General features: G+C 74.8%; 18 protein-coding genes. 12 read left to right on the top strand and 6 right to left on the bottom strand.

Annotated features, from left to right (window positions below; all coding sequences use genetic code 11):
• Positions 1-25 precede the first annotated feature (25 nt).
• Both ACVMYR_RS11760 and ACVMYR_RS11755 read left to right on the top strand, forming a co-directional pair.
• Positions 26-1,768: an ABC transporter substrate-binding protein gene (locus ACVMYR_RS11760; protein ID WP_457121817.1), complete on the top strand. Its 1,743-nt coding sequence runs from the start codon at positions 26-28 to the stop codon at positions 1,766-1,768.
• Positions 1,769-1,930: 162 nt separating this feature from the next.
• Positions 1,931-2,704 (top strand): hypothetical protein, encoded by a 774-nt coding sequence (locus ACVMYR_RS11755; protein ID WP_457121816.1) that lies wholly within the window; start codon positions 1,931-1,933, stop codon positions 2,702-2,704.
• A gap of 60 nt (positions 2,705-2,764) precedes the next feature.
• Here ACVMYR_RS11755 and ACVMYR_RS11750 read toward each other — a convergent pair whose 3' ends face one another.
• Positions 2,765-4,909 carry a prolyl oligopeptidase family serine peptidase gene (locus tag ACVMYR_RS11750; protein ID WP_457121815.1) on the bottom strand — a complete coding sequence of 715 codons (2,145 nt, stop codon included), beginning with the start codon at positions 4,907-4,909 and terminating at the stop codon, positions 2,765-2,767.
• Between the two features lie 86 nt (positions 4,910-4,995).
• Here ACVMYR_RS11750 and mshB point away from each other — a divergent pair, with 86 nt between their 5' ends.
• From mshB to ACVMYR_RS11735, 3 genes are all read left to right on the top strand, one after another.
• A complete protein-coding gene (gene mshB, locus ACVMYR_RS11745) occupies positions 4,996-5,925 on the top strand; it encodes an N-acetyl-1-D-myo-inositol-2-amino-2-deoxy-alpha-D-glucopyranoside deacetylase (RefSeq protein ID WP_091277068.1) in 930 nt (309 codons plus the stop codon).
• 17 nt (positions 5,926-5,942) lie between these two features.
• Positions 5,943-6,383 (top strand): hypothetical protein, encoded by a 441-nt coding sequence (locus ACVMYR_RS11740; protein WP_043966549.1) that lies wholly within the window; start codon positions 5,943-5,945, stop codon positions 6,381-6,383.
• Positions 6,384-6,464: 81 nt separating this feature from the next.
• Entirely contained in the window at positions 6,465-6,929 is a 465-nt protein-coding gene (locus tag ACVMYR_RS11735; RefSeq protein WP_457121814.1) for a hypothetical protein, read from the top strand.
• Positions 6,930-6,947: 18 nt separating this feature from the next.
• On the opposite strand, the gene ACVMYR_RS11730 is transcribed toward ACVMYR_RS11735, so the two are convergent.
• Positions 6,948-8,000, bottom strand: a complete 1,053-nt coding sequence (locus ACVMYR_RS11730; RefSeq protein ID WP_457121813.1) for a GNAT family N-acetyltransferase — start codon at positions 7,998-8,000, stop codon at positions 6,948-6,950.
• A gap of 78 nt (positions 8,001-8,078) precedes the next feature.
• On the opposite strand from ACVMYR_RS11730, the gene fdxA reads away from it, so the two are divergent.
• Genes fdxA through ACVMYR_RS11705 form a run of 5 tightly spaced genes read left to right on the top strand, consistent with a single transcriptional unit; the run spans position 8,079 to position 11,945 of the window.
• A complete protein-coding gene (gene fdxA / locus ACVMYR_RS11725; protein WP_007072862.1) occupies positions 8,079-8,405 on the top strand; it encodes a ferredoxin in 327 nt (108 codons plus the stop codon).
• The gene (gene dapC, locus ACVMYR_RS11720) at positions 8,402-9,517 is read left to right on the top strand and encodes a succinyldiaminopimelate transaminase (protein ID WP_091277200.1); all 1,116 of its coding nucleotides are present in this window, start codon (positions 8,402-8,404) and stop codon (positions 9,515-9,517) included. The genes fdxA and dapC overlap by 4 nt, the downstream gene beginning before the upstream one ends.
• 9 nt (positions 9,518-9,526) lie before the next feature.
• Positions 9,527-10,588: a prephenate dehydrogenase gene (locus tag ACVMYR_RS11715; protein ID WP_457121812.1), complete on the top strand. Its 1,062-nt coding sequence runs from the start codon at positions 9,527-9,529 to the stop codon at positions 10,586-10,588.
• Positions 10,589-10,647: 59 nt separating this feature from the next.
• A complete protein-coding gene (locus ACVMYR_RS11710) occupies positions 10,648-11,298 on the top strand; it encodes an SIMPL domain-containing protein (protein ID WP_396789135.1) in 651 nt (216 codons plus the stop codon).
• Positions 11,298-11,945: a nucleoside/nucleotide kinase family protein gene (locus ACVMYR_RS11705; RefSeq protein ID WP_077938417.1), complete on the top strand. Its 648-nt coding sequence runs from the start codon at positions 11,298-11,300 to the stop codon at positions 11,943-11,945. The genes ACVMYR_RS11710 and ACVMYR_RS11705 overlap by 1 nt, the downstream gene beginning before the upstream one ends.
• A 117-nt stretch (positions 11,946-12,062) precedes the next feature.
• On the opposite strand, the gene ACVMYR_RS11700 is transcribed toward ACVMYR_RS11705, so the two are convergent.
• Together ACVMYR_RS11700 and ACVMYR_RS11695 are read right to left on the bottom strand one after the other, a co-directional pair.
• Positions 12,063-14,693, bottom strand: coding sequence for a hypothetical protein (locus ACVMYR_RS11700; RefSeq protein ID WP_457121811.1), 2,631 nt, complete (start codon positions 14,691-14,693; stop codon positions 12,063-12,065).
• A 117-nt stretch (positions 14,694-14,810) separates the two neighbouring features.
• Positions 14,811-15,368 (bottom strand): sugar O-acetyltransferase, encoded by a 558-nt coding sequence (locus ACVMYR_RS11695; RefSeq protein WP_457121810.1) that lies wholly within the window; start codon positions 15,366-15,368, stop codon positions 14,811-14,813.
• A gap of 190 nt (positions 15,369-15,558) precedes the next feature.
• Here ACVMYR_RS11695 and ACVMYR_RS11690 point away from each other — a divergent pair, with 190 nt between their 5' ends.
• Positions 15,559-18,894, top strand: a complete 3,336-nt coding sequence (locus ACVMYR_RS11690) for a S8 family serine peptidase (RefSeq protein WP_457122043.1) — start codon at positions 15,559-15,561, stop codon at positions 18,892-18,894.
• Positions 18,895-19,000: 106 nt separating this feature from the next.
• Here the strand turns inward: ACVMYR_RS11690 and dapD are convergent, their stop codons facing one another.
• A complete protein-coding gene (gene dapD, locus ACVMYR_RS11685; protein ID WP_457121809.1) occupies positions 19,001-19,960 on the bottom strand; it encodes a 2,3,4,5-tetrahydropyridine-2,6-dicarboxylate N-succinyltransferase in 960 nt (319 codons plus the stop codon).
• Positions 19,961-19,984: 24 nt separating this feature from the next.
• Here dapD and dapE point away from each other — a divergent pair, with 24 nt between their 5' ends.
• On the top strand, positions 19,985-21,058 hold the full coding sequence (dapE, locus tag ACVMYR_RS11680; protein ID WP_077936743.1) for a succinyl-diaminopimelate desuccinylase: 1,074 nt from the start codon (positions 19,985-19,987) through the stop codon (positions 21,056-21,058).
• A 113-nt stretch (positions 21,059-21,171) separates the two neighbouring features.
• Here the strand turns inward: dapE and ACVMYR_RS11675 are convergent, their stop codons facing one another.
• On the bottom strand, positions 21,172-21,339 hold the full coding sequence (locus ACVMYR_RS11675; protein WP_176734749.1) for a hypothetical protein: 168 nt from the start codon (positions 21,337-21,339) through the stop codon (positions 21,172-21,174).
• Positions 21,340-21,356 lie beyond the last annotated feature (17 nt).

Here is a 21,356-nt window from a genome sequence, read left to right as displayed (position 1 = left end):
GATTCATCGACAGAGGAGGTAGGAGATGCGACCACGCGCAGCGGCCGGCGTCGGCGGCGCCATCGCACTGGTGGTGGCGTTGGGGGCGTGCTCGGAGAACACGGGCGAGGGCACCACGGTCGACACCGGCCGGCAGCAGACCGGCGTCATCGCCACCGACCCGAAGGACTCGCAGGGCCCGGCGGCCGAGGTGAGCGGGGCGCGCAAGGGCGGCACGTTCACCATCATCCGGGAGACCCCGATCTCCCACCTGGACCCGCAGCGGACGTACTCGTTCGCGGGCCTGATGGCCAACCCGCTCTTCGCCCGCTACCTGACGACCTGGAAGGACGACGGCAAGGGCGGCCTCGTGCTCGTCGGCGACCTGGCCGAGACCCCGGGGACCAACGTCAACAACGACTGCAAGGTCTGGCAGTTCACGATCAAGCAGGGCGTGAAGTTCGAGGACGGCAGCCCGATCACGTCGAAGGAGATCGCGTACGGCATCGCCCGCTCCTTCGACCCGGACCTCGCCGGCGGCCCCACCTACCTGCAGGAGTGGCTGGCCGACACCCCGCAGTTCGACACGAGGTGGGACTTCAAGAAGAACAAGGGCGCGCTCCCGCCCGGCCTGACCACCCCGGACGAGCGGACCCTGCGCTTCGAGTTCGCCAAGCCCCGCTGCGACCTGCCGTTCGCCGTGTCGCTGCCGACCACCGCGCCGCTGCGGCCCGACAAGGACACCGGGGTCAACCTGGACCAGCGGCCGTTCTCGTCCGGGCCGTACAAGATCGCCAACAACCAGGTCGGCGTGCAGCTCACCCTCGACCGCAACCCGAACTGGGACCCGGCCACCGACCCGGTGCGCCACCAGTACCCGGACCAGTTCGTGTGGAGCTTCGGCCCGACCGCCGACGCCGCCAACAACCGGGTGATCGCCGACAACGGCCCCGACCAGAGCGCGCTCGCCTTCAACTCGGTGCCGCCCTCGCTGGTCGCCCGGGTGGCCCAGGACGCGGCGCTGAAGTCGCGCACCATCCTCTCGCCGACGCCGAGCGCCAACCAGCTCGTCATCAACAACCAGCGGGTGACCGACCTGAAGGTCCGCCAGGCGCTGAACTACGCCATCGACCGGGAGGGCCTGGTCAAGGCGCTCGGCGGGCAGACCGTCGCCCAGCCGCTGACCACCCTGATGCCGCCGGCCACGATCGGCTTCCAGGCGTACGAGGCGTACCCGGCCGGGGCGAACGGCGACGTCGACAAGGCCAAGGAGCTGCTCGGCGGGCAGACGCCGGAGCTGGTCCTCGGCGTGGCCGACAACACCGACGAGCAGGTGCAGGCGACCCAGCTCAAGGGCAACCTGGAGCGGGCCGGCTTCAAGATCACTGTGCGGAACATCCCGGACGACGCCAAGCTCGACGAGGTCAAGAAGAAGAACAACCCCTGGGACCTGTACATCGGCAACTGGGCGGCGGACTGGCCCAGCGGCGCGTCGATCCTGCCGGTGCTCTACGACGGCCGCACCATCAAGGCCGAGGGCAACAGCAACCAGTCGTACTTCAACGACCCGGCGATCAACGCCGAGTTCGACCGGATCCTCGCCCTGGAGCCCGCCAAGCAGGGCCCGGAGTGGGCCAAGCTCGACCAGCGGATCATGGAGGAGCACGCCCCGGTGGTGCCGCTCTACGTCGACGTGGCGTACAACGTGCACGGCTCCAAGGCCGGCGGGGTCTTCATCTCCAGCGTCTTCGGCTACCCGTCCTTCGTCAACGCGTACGTGAAGGGCTGACCCCCACCCCCCCCGCTGCCCCGCCCCGCCTTGGTGATCAAGAGGTTTGCGTCATCGTCGAGATCAAACTTGACGCTTTCCTCTTGATCGCTGAGGGCGGGGCGGGGCGCGGCTGGTGGGTGGGGTAGGGGATCATGTCGCCTTCGACTCAGAGAAGTCCTGGTGTTCAGCATGATGGTGCGTGGCTCAGTCGCGGTGGTGGCCGTCTGCTTGGCGACCGCGTGCGGTCCTTCGACGGCTCACCCAACGGATCGGTCAGCGGGCGAGACGATCCCCGCCACGGCGCGGGCAACAGGCTCCGCCCCAGCCACGAAGCCCGCCTCCCCGGCCGTGCCGGCGACCGGCGGACCCGGCTACTCCGCGACCCTGTCCGCGCGCCTGCTGACCACGGACTCGCTGCCGCCCGGGTTCACCGTGCAGATCGCGACGGTCATGGCGCGGGATGCAGGGAATGCGGGGGATCGGCGCGCAGACAGCGGCTGCTCGGACCACATGATCCCGCTGCTGTCGGCATCGCGGCTGACGGGGACTCCGTCTGCGATGGCAGCAGCCACCCTGAGCCGTGACGGAAATCCCGACAACTCCTGGCTCTGGGTGGGAACCGAGATCATCCGGACGTACGCCGACGACGGGGCACGACGGGCGATGACCGACCTGCGTACCTTCGTCGGCCGTTGCCCCACCGTCGCGTCTGGTCCGGGCGGCGGCAGCTACCGCTTCGCACTGGCACCAGGGCCAGGGCTGGGCGATGACAGCCTGCGGGTCAGCAGCAGCTCGACATCCGGTGCCGACACGCTGACCTTCGACAGCATTCTCGTCCGGACCGGCACCGCTCTGATCGTCGTGAAAGAGCAGGGCAACAACCCTGGCGACGACAAGCTCCTGGCCCAGGTCGCCGAGGCCGCGCTCCGCAGATACCAGGCGACCGGGTCCTGACCACGGCGTCGTTAACAAGGGGCCCCTGCTATACAGAAAGCGTTAACAAGGTGCCCTTCCTTACCCCAAGTGGGTGCGGAGGAAGTCGAGTTCCAGGCGCAGCAGGCGTTCCGACAGGCCACCGGCCGCCAGGTGGGTGCCCCCGGGCAGCGGCAGCACCGAGTGCGGGCGGCCCGCCGCCAGCAGCGCCGCCGACAGCCGCAGCGTGTGCGCGGCCACCACGTTGTCGTCGACCAGGCCGTGCACCAGCAGCAGCGGCCGGGCGGGCTCACCTGACACCGGCGGCTCGGCCGCCAGCTCCAGCAGCGAGTGGTGCGCGTACACGTCCATGCCGTCCTCCGGCAGGCCCAGGTAGCGCTCGCTGTACGCCGTGTCGTACAGCGTCCAGTCGGTGACCGGGGCGCCGGCGATCCCGCAGCGGAACAGCTCCGGGTGGCGCAGCACCGCCAGTCCGGCCAGCCAACCCCCGAACGACCAGCCCCGGATGCCGACCCGCTCCAGGTCCAGGTCGGGATGCTTGTCGGCGAGCGCGGTCAGCGCGTCGACCTGGTCGGTCAGCACCACGTCGGCGAGCCGGCGGTGCACCGCCTTCTCGAACGACGGGGCCACCCCCGGGGTGCCCCGGTTGTCGACCGTCACCACCGCGAAGCCCGAGTCGGCCCACCACTGCCGCTCCAGCCAGGCCGCCCGCGCGGCCACCACCTCCTGGTGCCCCGGCCCGCCGTAGACGTCCAGCAGCACCGGCAGCCGGGTGCCCTTGACGTGCTGGGTGGGGTAGACCACCGCGCTGGGCAGCCGCCGGTCGGTCACCCGCACCATCGTCGGCCGGGGCGCGTACGGCGGGGCGGCGGCCAGCGAGCGGAGCTGGGCGACCTCCCGGTCGCCGCGCCACACCGCCCAGGTGGTGCCCGGCTGGTCCAGCGACGCGGTGCCGACCACCAGCGTGTCCCCGCCCACGGCGGCCGTGTGCCAGCCGGGGGTGCCGCTCATCCGGCGGGCGTCCACCCCGCCGCCGATCAGGGTGCGCACCCGGTAGAGGTGCCGCTGGCTGGGCTCGCCCTCGCTCGCCTCCACCAGCAGGTCGGCCGGGCCGTTGCCGGCGGGCAGCCGGCCCACCACCCGGCGCACGTACAGCGACGGCGGGGTGAGCAGGGTGCCGTCGGCGAACAGGCAGCGGGCGTCGTACCCGTCGTGGGCCAGCTCGCCGCCGACCAGCACCCGCCCGTCGGGCAGGTGGGCCGGGGTGCCGGGGATCGGCTCGACCCAGCGCGGGTCGGCCAGCTCGGCGTGCACCTGCGTCTCGCCGGTACGCGGGTCGACGGCGAGCACCAGGCCGTGCTGCTGCGACCGGCGCAGCACCGTGAGCAGGGGGTTGCCGTCGGCCCAGTCGACCGAGGCGAGGTACGGGTAGGTCTCCCGGTCCCAGTGCACGTCGACCCAGCCGTCGTCGAGGTCGAGCAGGTGGAGACTCACCTCCGCGTTGGGCCCGCCCGCCTGCGGGTACGCCACGGTCGTCGGCGGGCTGGCCGGGTCGGCCGGGTCGTGCAGGTGCCAGCGGGGCAGGCGGGACTCGTCTACGCGGGCGGCCAGCACGCCGCGCCCGTCGGGCGCCCACCAGTAGCCCCGGAACCGGTGGAACTCCTCGGCGGCGACGTGCTCGGGCAGCCCCCAGGTGACCCCGCCGTCCTCGCCGGCCAGCAGGCTGTCGGTGCCGTCGGGGGCCACCACCCGCAGCTCGCCCCGGCGGACCCCGTCGGCGGCGTCGGTGACGTACGCCAGCCGCTCGCCGGTGGGGTCGGGACGCGGGTCGAGCGCCGGGCCGACGGTGGCTACCTCGACCACGTCGCCGTGCACCAGGTCGGCCCGGAACAGCCGCCCGGCCAGCGCGAACACCGCGATCCGGCCGGCCGCGTCCAGCGCGTACGAGCCGATGCCGGCGGCGCTGAGCCGCCGCCGCTCGCGCAGCGCCCGCTCGCCGGGGGTGAGCGCGGCCGGGTCGCCGCCCGCGCCGAGCAGGGCCCTCGGGTCGGCGACCAGCCGTTCCTCGCCGGTGGCCGTGTCGAGCAGCCAGAGCGCGTCGGCGGGATCCTCCGGGCCGGCCGAGCGCAGGAAGATCACCCGGGAGCCGTCGCCGGCCACGGTGACGGCGCGCGGCGCCCCGTGGCCGAACCGGCGGGTACGAGCGGCCAGCTCCGGAAAGTCCACACGTCGGATCGTAGAGCCGCCCCGGGGGTGATGTGGCGGACCTGGCGGGACGCGTCAGGGCCGGCGCGGGCGAACCGCCGGTTAGAGTGACCGTCGTGACGACGCTGCCCGACCGCCGCCTCCTGCTGGTCCACGCGCACCCCGACGACGAGTCCATCGGCACCGGTTCGACGATGGCCCACTACGCCGCCGCCGGTGCCCACGTCACGCTGGTGACCTGCACGCTCGGCGAGGAGGGCGAGATCCACGTGCCGGAGCTGGCGCAGCTCGCCGCCGCCGAGGCCGACCAGCTCGGCGGGTTCCGCATCGGGGAGCTGACCGCCGCCTGCGCCGCGCTCGGCGTCACCGACCACCGGTTCCTCGGCGGCGCGGGCCGCTACCGCGACTCCGGGATGATGGGGATGGCCACCAACGAGCACCCCCGGGCGTTCTGGCAGGCCGACCTCGACACGGCCGCCGGGTTCGTCGTGGAGGTCATGCGGGAGGTACGCCCGCAGGTCATGATCACGTACGACCCGAACGGCTTCTACGGCCACCCCGACCACATCCAGGCGCACCGGGTGGCGATGCGGGCGCACGAGCTGGCCGCCGCCGAGGGGTTCGCCCCGGCCAAGGTCTACTGGACGGCCATGCCGCGCAGCGTGCTGGAGGCCGGCCTGAGCCACTTCACCGAGGCGGCGGACAACCCGTTCGAGGGCATCGGCAGCATCGACGACCTGCCCTTCGGCACCCCGGACGAGCAGATCGCCGCCCGGATCGACGCCACCGACCAGCACGCCGCGAAGGAGGCGGCGATGCGGGCGCACGCCACCCAGATCCCGGCCAACTCCTGGCTCTACTCGATCGCCGGCAACTTCGGGGCCGAGTTCATGGGCGTGGAGTACTTCACGCTGGCGGTGGGGGAGAAGGGGCCGGGCAGCGGCCCGTACGGCTGGGAGGACGACCTGTTCGCGGGGCTCGACCTCGACGGGGACGGCGCGGGGCGGACCCCGGTCGCGGCGGCCGGCGTCCGGTGACCCTGCCCGCCGCGCCGATGTCGGTCCTCCCGCCGCAGGCCCCCGTCCCGTCCCCGCCGGGGCGGTCGTGGCGGCTGCTCGACCTCGCCCTGCGGGTCGCCGGTGGCGTGGTGGCCGTGGTGGGCGCGGTGGCGACGGGCCTGCTGGAGCTGATCCTGTCCACCGTCCGGGTCTCCGGGACGCTGGTCGGCGCGTCGGTGCCGGTGGTGGTCCTCGCCAACGTGGCGTTGAGCTGGTTCGCCCACGCGGCGGTGGGCCGCCGCTGGGCGGTGGTGCTGCCCGCCACGCCGTGGTTCGTGCTGATGGGCGCGGCGGCGATCCGGACCAGCGAGGGCGACCTGCTGCTGGCCGGGGACAACTGGGTGGGGCTGGCGATGATCGTGGCGGGCGCGATGACGTTCGCGGTGATGGGGTTCCGGCAGGTGCTCGCACCGCCACCGGCCCGTCGCGACGGGTGATGACGACGCACAGGTTGCGGTGGTAGATATTCCTGCCAGGAGGCCCGCCGTCGGGGCGGGCGGTGCGGCGGGAGGCGTGCGATGAGGGATTGGTGGCGGGCGGTCGGGCTGCTCGCGGTGGCGTTGTTCGCGGTCAACGTGGTCGCCCGGGTGGTCATCCGGCTCGGTTTCGACGGCGACGACACCGCCGCCGACCGGGTGTCGCTGGCGATGTTCCTGGTGATCGGGCTGATCCTCGCCGGGCTGGCGTTCCGCTGGGGGCAGGACCGCCCGCTGGGCCGCTGGGCGGCCGACGTGGCCGCCGGCGTCGGGGTCGCGCTGCTGCTGACCGTCCTGGTCGGGCCGCTGCTGGTCGGGCAGAACCCGTTCGGCGGTGGGGCGGGCACCTTCTTCGCCCAGATCTGGCTCTACCTCGCGGCGACCGCCGCCGGTGTCCTCGTCGGCTACCTGACGGTCACCGCGCTCGGCCGCGACCACCGCTCCCGGATGCTCAAGCGCTACGCCGAGATCAAGACCGCCAAGCCGCGCCGCCCCGTGCGCCGCTGACCGTCTGCCCGTCGAGGGTCAGGGCGCGACGCGGGTGAGGTAGGTGTGGTGCGTGGTGAAGCCCAGGCGTCGGTAGAGGGTCACCGCCGGGGTGTTGCGCTGCTCCACCTGGAGGAACGCGCCGGAGGCGCCCAGGGCGGCGCCCCAGTCGGCCAGGGCGCGGACGACGTGGGTGGCCAGGCCCTGGCGGCGGGCGTGCGGCAGCGCCTCGATCAGGCTCAGCCCGAGCCAGCGGCCGTCGCCGGTGACCGTGCCCCGGCCGACGGCGAGTAGCACGCCGTCGGCGTACACGTGGGCGAAGCGGACCTGGCCCACGGCGGTGAGCACGTGGCGGGCGGCGTCCGGGAGGCCGCCCTTGCGCCCGGCGGCGACGGCGAGCCAGTCGTCGGACGGCGCGGCGGCCAGCTCCACCGGCGGCAGGCCGGCGCGGCCCGGTGCGGCGGGCGGGGCGCCGGCCCCCGGCTCGACCTCGCCGTGCCGGCCCGGCGGCGCGTCGACCTGGTCCGGCGGCGTGTCGGGGCGGCCGGGCGGTGGGCCGGCGCGCAGCGGGGCGAGGGGCGCGGTCTGCACCAGCGTCAGCGGCCGGGAGGTCCAGCCCCGCGCGTCCAGCTCGGCGCCGACCGGGGCGGCGAGCGGCAGCGGCGTGTTGACCAGGGCGGGCTGCCCGAGGTCGGCATACCAGCGTTCGACGGCGTCCAGCGCGGCCGGCAGCGGCCGGTCCGGGTCGCCGACCGGCAACGCCGAGTTCGCCCGGCCGGTCCAGCCCTCCGCGCTGCGCAGCAGCCAGTCGCCGAGCCGGCCCCGGGTGGGCGCCGGCCACGCCTCGTCGGAGGCCAGCTCCAGCGCCACGACGGCGGCGGCGGTCGGCCGCCGTGCCGGCGGCACCCGCTTGGCCCGGTGCACCTCGGCCACCGGCACCCGCAGCCGGCCCTGGTCGGTGGCCAGGGTGACGTGGGTCTCGGTCAGCTCGACCAGCTCGCCGAGGGCATCGGAGAAAAGCGGGCGACCCTCGCGAACCCCCACAATCCGGCGGACCACGATCCGGTGTCCCACATCCTGCTGTCGGAGCACGATCGACCCCCTCCCCGGCGAGATACTAGGCTCTAACCGTCGCGGTGATCGCGGCGTGTCTTGCGGAGGAGAAGACCGGTGACCTACATCATCGCCGAGCCCTGCGTGGATGTGCTCGACAAGGCATGCATCGAGGAATGCCCGGTCGACTGCATCTACGAGGGCAACCGGATGCTCTACATCCACCCCGACGAGTGCGTCGACTGCGGTGCCTGTGAGCCGGTCTGCCCGGTCGAGGCGATCTTCTACGAGGACGACGTCCCGGAGCAGTGGAAGGACTACACCGGGGCGAACTACGAGTTCTTCGAGGACCTGGGCTCGCCCGGTGGCGCCTCGAAGATCGGCAAGGTGGAGAAGGACGCGACGTTCGTCGCGGGCCAGCCGCCGCGCGGAGAGGGCCACTGAACCGGCCCGCGCCGGTCTCGTCGCGGCTGCCCGAGTTCACCTGGGACACCCTGGACGCCGCGGCCGCCCTGGCCGCGGCGCACCCGGACGGCCCGATCAACCTGTCGATGGGCACTCCGGTCGACCCGGTGCCCCCGGTGATCCGGCAGGCCCTGGCCGACGCGTCCGACGCACCCGGATACCCGCTGACCGCCGGCACCCCCGCCCTGCGGGACGCCGTCGCGACGTGGGTGGCCCGGTCCTGCGACGCGCGCGTCGACGGCCTCGGCGTGCTGCCCACCATCGGCTCCAAGGAGCTGGTGGCGTGGCTGCCCACCCTGCTCGGCCTCGGGCCCGGTGACGTCGTCGTGGTGCCGTCGATCTGCTACCCGACGTACGAGGACGGGGCGCGGATCGCCGGGGCCACCACCGTGCGCACCGACTCGCTGACCGCGCTCGGCCCCGACCCCCGGGTCCGCCTGGTCTGGGTCAACTCGCCCGGCAACCCGACCGGCCGGGTGCTGCCCGCCAACCACCTGCGCAAGGTGGTCGACTGGGCGCGGGAGCGGGGGGCCGTCGTGGCCAGCGACGAGTGTTACCTGCCGCTGGGCTGGTCGGCCGCCGCCGAGCCGGTCTCGGTGCTCGCGCCCGAGGTCAGCGGCGGGTCGTACGACGGGCTGCTGGCGGTGCACTCGCTGTCCAAGCGCTCCAACCTGGCCGGCTACCGCGCGGGCTTCGTCGCCGGGGATCCCGCCCTGGTGGCGGAGCTGCTGAAGGTGCGCAAGCACGCCGGCATGATCGTGCCGGCCCCGGTGCAGGCGGCGATGATCGCCGCGCTGGGCGACCAGGAGCACGCCGACGCCCAGCGGGAGCGCTACCGGGCCCGGCGAGAGCGGCTGCTGGCCGCGTTCACCGGGGCCGGGTTCACCGTCGAGCACTCCGAGGCCGGGCTCTACCTGTGGCTGACCCGGGGCGAGGACTGCTGGGCGACCGTCGACTGGCTGGCCCGCCGGGGCATCCTGGTCGCGGCCGGCGTGTTCTACGGGCCGGGCGGCGCGCAGCACGTCCGGGCGGCGCTGACCGAGTCCGACGAGCACGTCGCGGCGGTCGCCGCCCGCCTCGCCCAGCCCTGACGGCACGTGATGGTGGACAGTCTCCGGGCCGCGGTGGTGGGCACCGGGCTCATCGGCGGCTCGATCCTGCTCCGGCTGCGGGAGCGGGGCGTCGACGTCGCCGGCTGGGACCCGGACGCCGCCACCCGGGCGGAGGGCCGCGCGCGGGGGATCGACTTCCCCGACGCGCTCGCCGACGCCGTCCGCGACCGGGACGTGGTGTTCCTCTGCGGCCCGCTGTCCAGCCTGCCGGAGACCCTGCGCACCGTCGGCGGGCTGACCGGCACCGACTGCGTGCTCACCGACGTCGGCAGCACCAAGGGCGGGATCGCCGCGTACGCGGCGGGGCACGGGCTGACCGGCCGGTTCGTGCCGGGTCACCCGATGGCGGGGACGGAGCGCGCCGGGCTGACCGCCGCCAGCCCCGCCCTCTTCGACGGGGCGGCCTGGGTGCTCTGCCCCACGGCAGCGGGCCTCGACCGGTTCCGGACGCTGGCCGCCCTGCTCGTGGACGTGTTCGGCGCGCGGATCGTACCGCTGGATCCGGACGCCCACGACGCAGCGGCGGCCCTCGCCTCGCACCTGCCGCACCTGCTGGCCGGCACCCTGGCCGCGACGGTGGCGGAGGCCGACCTGCGCGACGCCGCGCTGGGGCTGGCCGCCGGCAGCTTCCGCGACGGCACCCGCGTCGTCGGCACGCCGGCCGCCCGCACGGTGGACATGCTGCTGAACAACCGCGACCAGGTGCTCGCCCAGCTCGACCGGGTGCGCGGTCTCCTCGACCGGTATGCTGCCGCGCTGCGCGGCGGCGACGCGGCGGCCCTGGTCGACCTCCAGCAGCGGGCGCGCGGGCTCCGGCTGGCGCTGCTCGACCGGGAACTGCCCGCCGCCGCCCCCCGCACCTTCCCGCGCACCCTCCCACGCGGCGCGGAGCCCGACGACGCGGCGGCCGACGACGCGGCGCGTGGCGCGGCGGCCGACGGCGAACTGGCGTATCTGCTGTCGCTCGGTGCGGCCGGCGGCTACCTGACCGGCTGCGCGGTCACGGACGTCACGGTCACCTACGCCGCCCACCTGCCCCGCGGGTGTTAAGAAGGGGCCCCTGCCCTACAGAATGCGTTAACAGGGTGCCCTTCCTTTAGGGTGAAAGCATGGTGGACGGACCGGTCGTGGCGGTGCGCGGCGAGGCGTACCGGGAGGTTCCGCCCGAGCTGGCGCGGTTCACGGTGACCGCGACGGCCCGGGACCGCAGCCGGGAGGCCGTGCTGAGCCGGCTCGCCGAGCGGGCCGCCGCCGTGCGGGTGCTGCTCGACGCCGCCGAGCCGGCCGTGGACCGCCGGGAGACCGGCGACCTGCGGGTGTGGCCGCAGACGCGCCGCTCCGGCGAGCGGGTGGTGGCCTGGCACGGCAGCGTCGGCACCACCGTCACCGTCACCGACTTCACCGCGCTGGGCGAGCTGATGCTGCGGCTGGCCGACCAGGACCAGGTCGAGATCGCCGGCCCGTGGTGGTCGCTGCGGCCGGACAGCCCCGCCCACCGCGACGCCCGGCACGCCGCGATCGCCGACGCGCTGGCCCGCGCCCGGGAGTACGCGGAGGCGCTCGGCGCCCGGGTGACCGCCCTGCTGGAGTTGGCCGACACCGGGGCGGCCCCGCAGCCGATGTTCGCCCGCGCCGCGTTCGCCGGTGGCGGCGGCGGGGAGTCCGGCGGCCCGCCGGAGCTGGACCTGGACCCGCAGCCGCAGTCCGTGCACGCGGCGGTGGAGGCCCGGTTCACGATCTCCGAGCCGGTGCTGGGCTGATGCCGACCGCCGACGTGCTGGCCGCCGAGGAGCTGGTGGCGCGGGCCCGCGCCCTGGCCGACGCCGGCCCCCGCCAGCTGCTGGGCATCGCGGGCGCGCCCGGGGCGGGCAAGTCGACGCTGGCCGAGCGGGTCGTCGCCGAGCTGGGCGGGGTGGCCCGGCTGGTGCCGATGGACGGGTTCCACCTGGCCCAGGCGGAGCTGCGCCGGCTCGGCCGGGACGCGCGCAAGGGCGCGGTGGACACGTTCGACGTGGTCGGGTACGTGTCGCTGCTGCGCCGGCTGCACCGGCTGGAGCCGACCTCGGTGTGGGCGCCGGAGTTCCGCCGGGACCTGGAGGAGCCGGTCGCCGGGGCGATCGAGGTGCCGCCGGAGGTCCGGCTGGTGGTGACCGAGGGCAACTACCTGCTGCTGCCGGACTACCCGTGGGACGAGGTGCGGTCGCTGCTGCACGAGGCGTGGTTCCTGGACCTGGACGCCGACGTGCGGCACCGCCGGCTGACCGCCCGGCACGAGGCGTACGGGCGGTCGCCGGAGCAGGCGCGGGCCTGGGCGCTGGGCAGCGACGAGACCAACGCGGCCCTGGTGGCCGGCACCGCCGGCCGGGCCGACCTGGTGGTCCGGCTGGCCGACCCGCCGCCGGCCTGAACGGGGCGGCGGCACCGACCGCACCCCGGCGGGCGGTCCGGCCGACGCCGTGCCAACCGTCGCCCCGGGCGAACGGAACCTGCCCGGGCACGTCAGCCGACGTCCTGCCCGGGCAGGTCAGCCGACGCCCTGCCGGGGCGAGGGGACGCCGCGCCGCAGCAGCCAGGTCACCCGGGCCCGCTCGCGGCGGAACTCGGCGGCGTCCGGGTAGGCGCTGTGGTTGCGGATCGGCGGGTCGGCGACCTCCCCGCCGGTGGGGTGCAGCGCGTCCGGGTCGTGGACGGGCAGGTTCCGTTCGCCGGCCGTGACCGGCCAGCCCAGCGGGTCGGTGTCCCGCCAGAAGTTGGTCCAGCCGGGCCGCCCGGACGGCCCGCGCAGCGCGTCGGCCAGCGCCGGCAGCCGGTCCGGCCCGAAGTACGCGGGAAAGATCCGCCCGTACAGCCGGGTGAGCTGGCAGCCGTAGGAGAAGAACCAGATCCGCCGTCGCCACCGGGCGGGGAGCTGGAGGAGCACCGCCGCGCAGATCACCGCGCCCTGGCTGTGCCCGGAGAGGATGATCCCGTCGACCCGGCGGGGGTCGTGCTCGCCGAGCGCGAGCAGGCCGGCGGTGCGGGTCTGGAGTTCCGGCACGGCCCGTTCGGCGTAGCTGGGCGGGGCGAGGGGGTGCGCGGCCCGGGGCCAGAAGGTGCCGATGTCCCAGAGCACGCCGACCGAGCGGCGCACGGTGTCGTTGCGGTAGACCATGAGCCCCACGGCGGCGATGGCCACCGGCAGCCAGCCGAGCAGGGTGTCGCCGGCGTCGGCCACGGCCTTGACCACCGTCGGCCAGCCGGTCACGGCGGTCACGTCCGGCGGGACGTGGGAGAGGGCGGCGGCGGAGCCGAGGGTGGCCAGGGCGGCGCCGACCGCCGCGTACCAGCCGATGAGGCGCAGGGCGTGCTCGCCCACCAGCCGGTGCAGCGCCCGGTACGCGCTCACGTCGCGGCAGCGCCGCCGGTCGTGCGCGGAAAGGGTGTTGTCGGCGGGCACCAGGGCGGCGTACTCCTGCCAGCGGAGCCGGTGGAACAGCAGGCCGGCGCGGAGCGCGACGCCGGCCAGGGCGAGCACGGCGACGGCGAAGGCGAGGCCGGCCCACATCACCGGCAGCGGTGGGATCACCCCGGTCCGGCCGCCCGCCGGGTTGCCGTCGGTGAGCCGGTCGGTGACCCAGTAGAGCACCCCGGAGCAGTACGCGATGCCGAGCAGCCAGCCGAACCCGGCGATCACGGCCGGCCCGCGCCCGCCCCAGGCGAGGTCGGCGTGCGGCTGCCCGGGTCGGGGCGGCGCGGCGGGGCCGGTGCGGGGCAGCAGCAGGCCGCCGCCGGCCAGCGCGATCGCGGGGACGGTGAGCATCCAGTCGTCCAGCCGTTGCGGGGCCGGCGGGGTGGCGGGCAGCCAGCCGGCGATCCAGGCAACGCCGAGCGGCAGGAGCAGCGCGGCGGCGACCGGCGCGGCGAGCGCCCGCCGGCCGGACCGGGCCACCGCGCCGATGGCGGCGAGCAGGAGCACCTGCCCGGTGCCGTACCAGGCGATGATCCAGTCGTAGCCGGGCAGCGAGCGGTCGATGAGGCAGCCGGCCTGCGCCGGGTCGCGGATGCACCCGGCGGGTGGGCGCAGTTGCGCCAGCGGGGTGCCGGCCGGGCCGTCGGGCAGCAGCAGGAGCAGCACCGTGCCGGTCACCCCGGCGCAGGTCAGCACGATGACCGTCGCGCTCCACGGGCCGAGGGGGGTGTCCCCGGCGCGGCGGCTCAGCCAGGGGCGGCCCAGGGCCACCACGGCGATCAGCACCACCGCGCCGAGCAGCGCCACGGTGGGCCAGGCGACGGCGGCCCGTACGCCCAGCGGCGGGTCCATGGCGAGCACCGCGCCGAGCGGCACGGCCACCGCGACCACCGCGCCGACGCAGAGGTGCAGCACCCCGGCGCGGCGCAGCTGCCCCTCCCCGCACCAGAAGGTGGGGTCCTGCAACGGGTTGGCGCTGGCGGCCTGCTCCTGTGGGGGGCCGTCGTCGGGAGGCGGCCCGCCGGCGGGGTCGCGGGGCGGGGCCGGGTCGTGGGAGGGTTCGGCGGCCGGACGGGCGGCCGGCGCGGCGGGCATCTCCGCCTCGTACTGGTAGGTGCGCCAGGCGAGCAGGCCGAGCAGCGCCAGCAGGCCGAGGGGGATCACGAGGCCGACGACGAGGGAGTGCGCGCCCTGCCGCCACCAGCCGTGGGCGAGGAACTCCCACACGCCCGGGACGCGGCGCAGGCACTCCTCGTCGACGCACTGCCAGGCGACGAGGTCCACGCCGATGCCGGTGGCGGCGAGGACGAGCGTCCCGGTGAGGCTGAGGCAGAACAGCCGGACGAGCCAGGCGGTGATCCCGGACCGGCTGCCCCAGCGTTCCTCGTCCGGGTCGGGCGGGATGCCGGGCCGGGCGTGCAGCGCCACGTTGGCCAGGGTGAAGGGCAGCAGCAGCGTCCAGAGGGCCCGCTCGACGTCCCGCGCGGTCCGCGCGCCGGAGGTCAACTGCCCCCAGCTGTACGCCTCGACGACCACCGAGTCGTCCGGCCCGACGTCGGTGGAGCGGTAGAAGCCGGTGACCTCGTCGCCGGCGACGAGCCAGGGGCGGGGGCCGTCGTCGCCGGGTTGTGGGTCCAGGCCGAGCACCTGGTCCGGGGGAGTGTTGGACACCCCGTGTACGCGTAGTTCGAGCACCCGACCGGCCATCGGTACCTCCTAGTGATGGCTCCACTACCCAGAGTGCACCTCCCGGGCTCGCTTCTGCCACCCCTGGGGCGAGATGTTTTCGCAGGTAAGCGCCGTGTTGACCGGATCTTCGGTCGCTCAGCCGATGGGGCGTACCACCCGGGCGGGGTTGCCCACGGCGACGACGTTCGCCGGCAGGTCGCGGTTCACCACGGCCCCGGCGCCGACGACCGTGTTGTCGCCGATGGTGACCCCGGCGAGCACGATCACCCCGCCGCCGAGCCAGACGTTGTCGCCGAGGGTGATCGGCTGTGCCGCCTCCCACTTCTGCCGTCGGGGCTCCGGGTCGACGGGGTGGGTGGCCGTCAGGAGCTGCACGTTCGGTCCGATCTGGACGTCCGCGCCGATGGTGATCGAGGCGACGTCGAGGAAGACCCCGTTGAAGTTGACGAACCCGCGCGGCCCGAGGTGGATGTTCCAGCCGTAGTCGCAGTGGAACGGCGGGCGGACCGAGGTGCCCTCGCCGACCGAGCCGAGCAGTTCGCGCAGCGCGGCCAGGCGGGCCTCGGGGCCGGTGGTGGAGGTGCGGTTGAACGCCTCGTTGCGGCGCGCGGCGAGGTCCAGGTCGGCCAGGAGTTCGGGCCCCTCGGCGCGGTAGAGCTCGCCGGCCAGCATGCGGTCCTTCATGGAGGTCATCGGACGATGATGCCCCGCCGGGTCTCGACTCTGTGCGAAGTTCGTCACGTTTATGTCTTCACCTATGCATACCGAGTATGCAATTCTTCTCCTGTCAATGCGACCCCGTCATTGATGACGCCTCATGAGGAGGATCGAGTTGCATCGAAAGGGAAGAAAACCGGCCAGCCTGGCGCTGGCCCTGGGCCTGGTGCTCGCCGCGCCCCTGACCGGCCCGGCCGCCGCCGCCCCGGCCACGGCCCCCGCAGCCGGGTCACCGGCGACGCCCGCCGCCGCGACCGGCGGCACCGGTCCGGCGGGGCCCGTCGCCGGCCGACCGGCCACCGTCACCCTGGTCACCGGCGACCGGGTGACCGTCACCGGCTCCGGCACGGTGAGCATCCGCCCCGGGTCGGGGCGCGACAAGCTGCGCTTCCTGGTCCGGCGCGACCGGGGCCACGTCACCGTGCAGCCACAGGACGCCCTGCCCCTGCTGCGCTCCGGCCGGGTGGACCCCCGGCTGTTCGACGTGACCGAGCTGATCGCCGCCGGCTACGACGACGCCCGCCGCGACAGCCTGCCGCTGCTGGTGTCGTACCGACCGGGTGACGCCCGCCGGGCCGTCGCCGGCATCGCCGGCACCCGGGTGACCCGCGACCTGCCGGCCATCCGGGGCGCGGCCGTGACGGCCGAGAAGGCCCGGGCCGGCACGGTCTGGGGCGCGGTGACCACCGGCCGGGCGGCGGCCCGTGTCGACACGGCGGGGGGTGTCGACCGGCTCTGGCTGGACGGCAGGCGCCGGGTCACCCTCGACCACAGCGTGCCGCAGATCGGCGCCCCCACCGCGTGGGCGGCCGGTCTCACCGGCAGGGGCGTCACCGTCGCCGTGCTGGACACCGGCGTCGACGCCGAGCACCCCGACCTCGCCGGCCGGCTCGCCGAGTCGCGCAACTTCAGCGAGGTCGCCGAGCCGGGCGACACGATCGGCCACGGCACCCACGTCGCCTCCACCATCGCCGGCAGCGGCGCGGCCTCCGGCGGGAAGTACCGCGGCGTCGCGCCGGACGCCACGCTGGTCTCCGGCAAGGTGTGCGAGGACAACGGCTGCTCCGACTCGGCGATCCTCGCCGGCATGCAGTGGGCCGCCGTCGACAAGCGGGCCACCGTGGTCAACATGAGCCTCAGCGGCTGGGACACCCCGGAGGTCGACCCGCTGGAAGAGGCGGTGCAGACCCTCACCGCGCAGACCGGCACCCTGTTCGTCCTCGCCGCCGGCAACTACGGCACGGACGCCTCCGTCGGCTCCCCGGCCAGCGCGGACGCCGCCCTCGCCGTCGGCGCGGTCGACCGGGACGACGAGCTGGCCGACTTCTCCAGCCGCGGCCCCCGCACCGGCGACGACGCCCTCAAGCCGGACATCACCGCCCCCGGCGTGGACATCGTCGCGGCCCGCGCCGCCGGCACCACGCTCGGCGAGCCGGTCGGCGACCAGTACGTGGCGGCCTCCGGCACGTCCATGGCCACCCCGCACGTCGCCGGCTCGGTGGCGCTGCTCGCCCAGCGGCACCCCGACTGGAAGGCCGGCGCGCTGAAGGCCACCCTCATGGCCGCCGCGAAGCCGCACCCCGAGCAGACCGCATACCAGCAGGGCGCGGGCCGGGTCGACGTGGCCCGGGCCATCGGGCAGCAGGTCACCAGCGACCCGGCGAGCGTGTCGTTCGGCCGGGCGCAGTGGCCGCACGACGACGACCCGGTGCTCGACCGCACGGTCACCTGGCACAACTCCGGGACCGCCCCGGTCACCCTCGACCTCACGATCGAGGCCACCGGGCCCGACGGCAAGCCGGCCCCCGCCGGTCTGTTCCGCCTCGGCGCGTCCCGCGTCACCGTGCCGGCCGGCGGCACGGCCGGGGTGCAGGTCAGCGCCGACACCCGGGTCGACGCCCCGGACGGCTACCACACCGGCCGGGTCGTCGCCCGCTCCGGCGACACCGTGGCGGTCACCCCGATCGCCGTGCACCGCGAGGTGGAGAGCTACGACGTCACCGTCAGCCACCTCGGGGCCGACGGCAAGCCCACCACCGACTACGGCACCAGCCTGATGAACCTGGACGGCTTCACCTTCCCCATCGACATCTACGGCGGCGTCTCGACGACGACCGTGCGCGTGCCGAAGGGCCGCTACGGGCTGGCCAGCTACCTGTTCGCCACCGACGAGGCGGGGGAGCCCACCGGGGCCACCCTGCTCGCCCGGCCCGAGCTGGTCGTCGACGGGCCGGTCAAGCTCACCCTCGACGCCCGCGCCGGCAAGCCGGTGCTGGCCACGGTGCCGCAGCGCGGCGCGACGGCGGAACTGGTCGACGTGAGCGCGATCTTCTACGGGGCCGACGACAGCATCTACTCGTTCAGCCTGTGGAGCTCCGGCTTCGACGGGCTGACCAGCGCGCAGCTCGGCCCGGCGAGCACGCCGGACCGCTTCGTCGCCACCATCGGCAGCCAGTGGGTCGACGCGGACGCCGAGAGCAGCCCGTACCTCTACGCGCTGCTGGAGGCGTTCCCGGGTCGGCTGCCGACCGGCTTCGTCAAGCACTACCGCGCCAAGGACCTCGCCACCGTCGTGCACACCTTCCGGGACGCGTACCCGGGGATGGAGGCGGAACGGATCGTCTACGGCGAGCCGGAGTACAACACCGGCACGTCCGCGCTGGTCGTGCCCACGGCGGTGCCCGGCAAGCGGGTCGAGCACTACAGCACCAACGCCGTGAGCTGGAGCACCGAGCTGGACTTCGGCACCCCGACCGAGGACGGCTGGCTGGACGTGAAGGCGCTGCTGATGTCGCCGCTGACGAGGTACCGGGCCGGCAGCACCGGGCACGAGACGTGGGGCGCGGCCCCGTTCGCGCCGTCGTTCCCGGCGCGGCGCTGGGGGACCGAGGGGATCACCCGCCAGGGCGACCTCATCGTGGTCGACCTGGCCGTGCACAGCGACGCGGCCGGGCACGTCGGCGGGTCCCTCAACGAGACCCAGTGGACCCGGCTCTACCGCAACGGGAAGCTGGTCGGCGAGAGCGGATACCCCGGCTACGGCGAGTTCGAGGTGCCCCCGGGCGCGGCGAACTACCGGGTGGAGACCCTGGCCACGCGCGACATCGCCGACCTGAGCACCGAGGTGACCGCCGCGTGGACGTTCCGCTCGAAGCACGCCGCCGGTGACGAGTTCGTGCCGCAGCCGGCGGCGGCGGTGCGCTTCGCCCCGGCGCTGGCCGCCGACAACAGCGCCCCGGCCGGCCGCACCTTCACCGTGCCGGTGCGGGTCGAACCGCAGGAGGGCGCGCCGCCGGCGAAGGTGGCCTCGCTGACCGTCGACGCCTCCTACGACGGCGGCAAGACCTGGCGCAAGGCGGAACTGCGCCGCCAGGGCGCCGGCTGGGTGGCGACGCTGCACCACCCGGCGGGCACCGGCTACGCGTCGCTGCGCGCCACCGCGAAGGACACCGCCGGCAACACGGTGACCACGCGGATCATCCAGGCGTACCGGCTGAAGTGAGCCGGCGTCCGGGCCCGGCGGTCCCATCCCGCCGGGCCCGGACGTGCGTCCCTACCGTCGCCCGTCGGCGCGCAGGCCGCCGTCGCCCGTCGCCCCGCGCGGGGCGTCAGTCGTTGGCGTGCAGGGCGGCGTTCAGCTCGATGCCCCGGCCCGTGCGCGGGCGGGCCTCCAGCGCGCCGGTGACCGAGTTGCGCCAGAACAGCAGCCCGTCCACCCCGGACAGCTCGCGGGCCTTGACCACCCGGCCGTCCGGCAGCGTGATCTTCGAGGCCGCCGTGATGTAGCAGCCGGCCTCCACCACGCAGTCGTCGCCGAGCGAGATGCCGACGCCGGCGTTCGCGCCGACCAGGCTCCGCTCGCCGATGCGCACCCGGTCGGTGCCGCCGCCGGAGAGGGTGCCCATGATCGACGCGCCGCCGCCGATGTCGGAGCCGTCGCCGACCACCACGCCCTGCACGATCCGCCCCTCGACCATCGAGGTGCCCAGCGTGCCGGCGTTGAAGTTGACGAAGCCCTCGTGCATGACCGTGGTGCCGGCGGCCAGGTGCGCGCCGAGCCGCACCCGGTCCGCGTCGGCGATCCGCACCCCGGAGGGCACCACGTAGTCGGTCATCCGGGGGAACTTGTCCACCCCGTGGACGGCCAGGTGGCGGCCGGCGGCCCGCTCGATCACCCGCAGCTCGTCAACCCGCTCCGGCGGGCACGGCCCGGCCGACGTCCAGGCCACGTTCGCCAGCTTGCCGAAGATGCCGTCGAGGTTCAGCTCGTTGGGCCGCACCAGGCGGTGGGACAGCAGGTGCAACCTGAGGTACGCGTCCGCGGCGTCCTTGATCGGGTCGTCCAGCGAGCCGATCACGGTGACCACCTGGACCGTACGCAGCCCCGGCAGCGTCCTCTCGCCGACCGCCCCCGGCGGCAGGTCCAGCACGTCCGCCTCGTCCTCGCCCGGGACCAGCGGCAGCTCGCCGAGCCCCAGCTTGCCCGTCGGATACCAGGTGTCGAGCACCTGCTCGTCAGCGGTGATCGTGGCCAGGCCGATGCCCCACGCAGGCTGTGCAGTCGTCACGCCTGTGACGGTACCGTGCGAACCATGGAGAACCCGCTGACCCCCGAGGTCCTCGCCGATCCGGTGGCGTTGACCCGTGCACTGGTCGACATAGAGTCCGTCTCCCTCCACGAGAAGGCCATCGCCGACTGCGTCGAGGAGGTGCTGCGCGGGGTGCCGCACCTGACCACGTTCCGGCACGGCAACACCGTGATGGCACGCACCGACCTGGGGCGGGCCTCCCGGGTCGTGCTCGCCGGGCACCTGGACACCGTGCCGCTGAACAACAACTTCCCGTCGACCATGCGCGGCGACCTCATGTACGGCTGCGGCACCTCCGACATGAAGTCCGGCGTCGCGTACGCGCTGCACCTGGCGGTCACCCTGCCCGACCCGCGATACGACGTGACGTACTTCTTCTACGAGGCCGAGGAGATCGAGTCCAAATACAACGGGCTCTTCCTCGTCGCCGAGGCGCACCCGGAGTGGCTCCAGGCGGACTTCGCCGTGCTGCTGGAGCCGACGTACGGCATCGTCGAGGCCGGCTGCCAGGGGACCATGCGGTCGGTGGTGACCACCACCGGCGTACGGGCCCACTCGGCGCGCTCCTGGCACGGGGTGAACGCCATCCACGGCGCGGGCGAGGTGCTGCGCCGCCTGTCGACGTACGAGGCGCGGCGCGTCACCATCGACGGCTGCGACTACCGCGAGGGCATGAACGCGGTGCGGATCAGCGGCGGCGTCGCCGGCAACGTGGTGCCCGACCGGTGCGAGATCGAGGTCAACTACCGGTTCGCGCCCGACCGGACGCCGGCCGAGGCGGAGGCGCACCTGCGCGAGGTCTTCGACGGCTTCGAGCTGCGGGTGACCGACGTGGCCGCCGGGGCGGCGCCCGGGCTGGAGGCGGCCCCGGCGAAGGAGTTCCTGGCCGCCGTGGGCGCCGCGCCGATCGGCAAGCTCGGCTGGACGGACGTGGCCCGGTTCGCCGCGATGGGCATCCCCGCGCTCAACTTCGGCCCGGGCGACCCCAACCTGGCCCACCACCCCGACGAGCACGTCGAGATCGGCAAGATCCGCGACGGCGCGGCGACCCTGCACCGCTGGCTCGCCCCGGCCTGAGCGCCCCGGGGCCGGCGCGGCCTGAGCGCACGGGAGCCGGCGCGGACGCGCCGGGGCGGCCCGCTGCACCGCGCTGCGGTGGGCGGACCGCCCCGGCGACGTGCGTCGGTCGGTCAGGCGGTCGGGGTCAGGGACGACTCGGGGCGGGTGTCGGTCGGGTCGCCGGTGAGGTCGGCGACGGGGGCTTCCATCTGCCGGGCGCGGCGGCGCTCGGCCACCACGTCCCGGATCCGCCGCTGCATCTGCCGACGGATCCGGATCATCTCGCTGTTGCTGATCACGCTGGCTCCTCCCCCGA

This window comes from Micromonospora sp. PTRAS2 (assembly GCF_054052245.1).
This window is presented reverse-complemented; position numbering and strand designations above follow the sequence as displayed.